This is a genomic window from Thermomonas sp., from assembly GCF_025993755.1.
Lineage (GTDB): Bacteria > Pseudomonadota > Gammaproteobacteria > Xanthomonadales > Xanthomonadaceae > Thermomonas.
The window spans coordinates 1-3,674 of record NZ_JAMQHN010000080.1; the positions used below are offsets into that span (position 1 = coordinate 1).

Annotated in this window: 5 protein-coding genes; 3 read left to right on the forward strand and 2 right to left on the reverse strand. The window is 68.0% G+C overall.

Translation table 11 applies throughout. From position 1 onward, the window contains the following. The first annotated feature begins 2 nt into the window (after positions 1-2). The 3 genes from Q0X16_RS05320 to Q0X16_RS05330 all read left to right on the forward strand — a co-directional run bounded on the left by Q0X16_RS05320 (position 3) and on the right by Q0X16_RS05330 (position 1,233). Positions 3-482 carry a DUF3489 domain-containing protein gene (locus tag Q0X16_RS05320; protein WP_297831560.1) on the forward strand — a complete coding sequence of 160 codons (480 nt, stop codon included), beginning with the start codon at positions 3-5 and terminating at the stop codon, positions 480-482. A 98-nt stretch (positions 483-580) separates the two neighbouring features. Next, positions 581-793 carry a hypothetical protein gene (locus tag Q0X16_RS05325; RefSeq protein WP_024892309.1) on the forward strand — a complete coding sequence of 71 codons (213 nt, stop codon included), beginning with the start codon at positions 581-583 and terminating at the stop codon, positions 791-793. Between the two features lie 71 nt (positions 794-864). Next, the gene (locus Q0X16_RS05330) at positions 865-1,233 is read left to right on the forward strand and encodes a hypothetical protein (protein WP_102042190.1); all 369 of its coding nucleotides are present in this window, start codon (positions 865-867) and stop codon (positions 1,231-1,233) included. Here Q0X16_RS05330 and Q0X16_RS05335 read toward each other — a convergent pair. Both Q0X16_RS05335 and Q0X16_RS05340 read right to left on the reverse strand, forming a co-directional pair. Continuing rightward, positions 1,197-2,462 carry a site-specific DNA-methyltransferase gene (locus tag Q0X16_RS05335; protein ID WP_297831577.1) on the reverse strand — a complete coding sequence of 422 codons (1,266 nt, stop codon included), beginning with the start codon at positions 2,460-2,462 and terminating at the stop codon, positions 1,197-1,199. The two genes, Q0X16_RS05330 and Q0X16_RS05335, sit on opposite strands and share 37 nt — an antisense overlap. After that, the coding region (locus Q0X16_RS05340) for a DNA modification methylase (protein ID WP_297831579.1) at positions 2,459-3,674 on the reverse strand (1,216 nt) is incomplete at its 5' end. The genes Q0X16_RS05340 and Q0X16_RS05335, both read right to left, overlap by 4 nt.

The window sequence follows — 3,674 nt, forward strand, 5'->3', positions numbered from 1 at the left end:
CCATCCTGGCCTACGCCGTCGAGCACACCGGTGGCAAGATCGAGTGGTTCCCCGACAACGTGAAAGGCGGCGCCCGCAAGAAGGTGCTGGACGGCCTCTGCAATCGGGCCCTGATCACCACCATTGGTCCCGACTGGTTTGTCGCCGCCGACGGTTACGAGGCCCTGGGGCGCCCGCGTCCCGCGCCGGCGCCGGTGGAGGCAAACACGGATCTCGAGGCGGAGGTCGCAGCCGCCGAAGCCACCTGGGCACCGCAGCGCGCCGAGACCAAGCCCCGCACCCGCGAGAACAGCAAGCAGGCCCAAGTCATCGCGATGCTCCGGCGCCCGGAGGGCGCGACGGTGCGTCAGATCTGCGAACTCACCGGCTGGCAGGCGCACACGGTGCGCGGCACCTTTGCCAACGCCTTCAAGAAGAAGCTGGGGCTGACCATCACCTCGGACAAGCCCGAGGGCGGCGAGCGCATCTACCGGATCGCGTGATTCGAGCGGAATGGGAAGCCAAGCAGAAAACGCTTGGCTTCCCGCGCCGGCAGCGCGTTCATACGGGTGTCGCAACCATCCACGCCAAGGAGCACAGCATGAAACCCACCCGCGCCATCCTCACCCACAGCAACTACGACGCCGACGACTACGCCTACCTCACCGCCAAGGGCTGGAGCGATGACGAAATCCTGGCCCGCTGGAGCGAAGAGGCTGCGCACGGCAACGGACCCTGCCACTGGGAAAGCGCGTCGGCCCGCGCCAAGCTGGCCGCCGTAACCGGTCGCCAACAGACGACGCGAGATGATTGAGATTGAGCTTGGCTTCCTGATCGAACAGCGCGTTCATACGTGTGTCGCAACGATCAACGAAGGAGACAACGATGACCACAGCCAAAACGATCCCCGCCACCCGCAACGAAGCCTGGGGCTTCTGGGGCACGATGGACGCGCACGCGCAAGCCGCCTGGCCCATCGCGATGAACGCCATCTCCGACGCCACGGGACAGCCCTTCGAAGCGGTGCGGGCCTTCCTCGACAGCCGCCACGGACGCCACTTCGCGGACGAAGTCCTCAACCGCAAGCATGCGGGCCATGCCCTCCACGACGCGATCCGCGCCGCCACCCGGCAGTGGATGGAATGGACCATCGGACGCCGCACCAGTAAGGACTACGGTATCCCGCGCGGGCTTCCTTATCTGACCGGGTTCGTGATTCACTGCGAGATCGTCGAGGAGGAAGTCGCCGCCTGATCGAACGCCAGGCCATCCGATTCGCGGGTGGTCTGCTTGCCCGTCCAGTCCTGCCAGCGCCGCACGATCACGTCCGCATACTTCGGGTCGAGTTCGATCAGGCGCGCCACGCGCCCTGACTTCTCGGCGGCGATCAGGGTGGTGCCGGAACCGCCGAAGGGGTCCAGCACCACGTCGCCGGGACGACTCGAATTGCGGATCGCCCGTTCGACCAACTCCACCGGCTTCATGGTCGGGTGCAGGTCGTTCTTCTGCGGCTTCTTGATCTGCCAGACGTCGCCCTGGTCGCGGTCGCCGCACCAGTGGCGCTCCGCGCCCTCGGGCCAACCGTAGAGGATCGGCTCGTACTGGCGCTGGTAGTCGGCGCGGCCCAGCGTGAAGGTGTTCTTCGCCCAGATGATGAACGTAGACCAGTGGCCGCCGGCAGAGCGGAACGCCGCCTGCAGGGTGTCGAGCTCGCTCGACGACATGGCGACGTAGATCGCGCCGCGGGTGTGGGCAACGAGCAGCGACAGCGCGTCGTAGAGAAAGTCGTGAAAGCCTGCGCCGAGCGCGTCGTTGAGAATGGGACGGTGCTTGCCCCGCAGCTTGTCCTTGGCGCTGTTGGCGTAGTTCACGTTGTACGGCGGATCGGTGAAGACCATGTCCGCCCGCTCGCCGTCCGGGAACAGCTGCGCGTAGGCCTCTGCCGCGGTCGCATCGCCGCAGACCAGACGGTGCGGCCCCAGCCTCCAGACGTCGCCCGGCTTGGACACCGGCTCTTCCGGAATCTCCGGGACGGCGTCGTCCTCGGTCTGGCCTTCGTGCTCTGGCTCCTCACCGGCCAGTAGCTCGGCCAACGCATCGGCATCGAAACCGGTCAAATCGAGGTCGAAGCCATCGTCCTGCAGCGCCTCCAGTTCGATGCGCAGCAGGGCATCGTCCCAGGTCGCGAGTTCCGCGAGCCGGTTGTCCGCGAGCACCAGGGCGCGGCGCTGGGTCGGCGTCAGGTGATCGAGCACCACCACCGGCACGGTGGCCAGACCCAGCTTACGCGCCGCGGCAAGCCGCCCATGGCCCGCGACCAGCACACCGTCGGCGCCGGTGAGAATGGGATTGACGAAGCCGAACTCCGCGATGGAGGCCGCGATCTGGGCGATCTGCTCGTCCGAGTGCTGGCGGGCGTTGCGCACGTAGGGCAGTAGCTTGTCGATCGGCCAGTGCTCGATGCGCTCGGCGAACCAGTTCACGCGGCCGCCTCCGCCGTCTCGCCCAAGCGCTCGGCCGAGACCTCGGCGAAGGGCTGGCCGGTGGCCGCGAGCACGGGCTCCATGCCCGGGTGGTGCTGCAGCCAGCGGCGCAGCGCGACGTCGACGTACTCGGGCGCGAGCTCGATGGCGCGGACCCTGCGGTCGGTGAGTTGCCCGGCCAGCAGCGTGGTGCCGCCGCCGGAGAACGGCTCGAAGACGATCTCGCCCACGTCGGTGTAGGCCTCGATGAAGAACTTCGGCAGGCCCAGCGGGAATACGGCCGGATGGTCGATACCATCACCGATGCGGCCGCGCTGGCGCGTCACCTCGACGACGGAATCCGGGATGCGGAACGCCTGCGTGGGCTGTCCGGCGTGGTTCCATTCGCCGACCTTGCCATCCTTGGCGCGCATCGCGGTGGATGACCCATCGGCGCGCAGATGCGTCTCGTGACCGGCCCACTTGCAGGGCACGATCTTGTTCGGCTTGCGCGCCTGGCGGTTGAAGTGGAACACGAACTCGTGGCGCGGCGCGAGGCGCCCGGCCCAGTCGCCGGGCACGGTCACCGACTGATCCCAGACGTACCAGCCGAAGCGGCGCCAGCCCTGAGTGCGCATCCATTCGATCCAGCCGTCCCAGTACGGCTGCCACTCGCCGTCGCGATGGACGAGGCCGAGGTTGACCAGGATTTGCGCGTCCTCGTGCAGCGCGCTGCGGGCGGCGCCGAACACGCCCTGCATGAGCGCGTTCCAGTCAGTGATCCCGCCGGTGGTGTAGTCGCGCTGGTTCGCGTAGGGCGGGCTGGTAAAGAGCAGGTGAGCGCGCTCGCCATTGATGAGGCGCGCGACGGCGGCCGCGTCGCTGCTGTCGGCGCAGAGCAGCCGGTGTTCGCCCAGCAGCCACAAGTCGCCGGGCCGCGTGACCGCAACCGTGGGCGGCGTGACGTCGTCCTCGTCCGCGTCGCCTTCCGGCGCACGCTCGTCCTCATCGGCGGACGGTTCCGTCTCCTCGATGTGGTCGAGCAGGCCTTCGATCTCGGAGGCAGAGAAGCCGGTCAGGTCCAGATCGAAGCCGGCGTCGGCCAGTTCGGCGAACTCCAGCGCCAACATCGCCTGGTCCCAGCCGGCATCGAGCGCGAGCCGGTTGTCGGCGATCACGTAGGCGCGCTTCTGCGCAGGCGTCAGGTGCGCAAGCTCGATCACCGGCACCTCG

Excerpts from the sequence above, each read along its gene's own strand:
- Q0X16_RS05330 (WP_102042190.1), top strand. The coding sequence starts at position 865 with ATGACCACAGCCAAAACGATCCCCGCCACCCGCAACGAAGCCTGGGGC.
- Q0X16_RS05325 (WP_024892309.1), top strand. The coding sequence starts at position 581 with ATGAAACCCACCCGCGCCATCCTCACCCACAGCAACTACGACGCCGAC.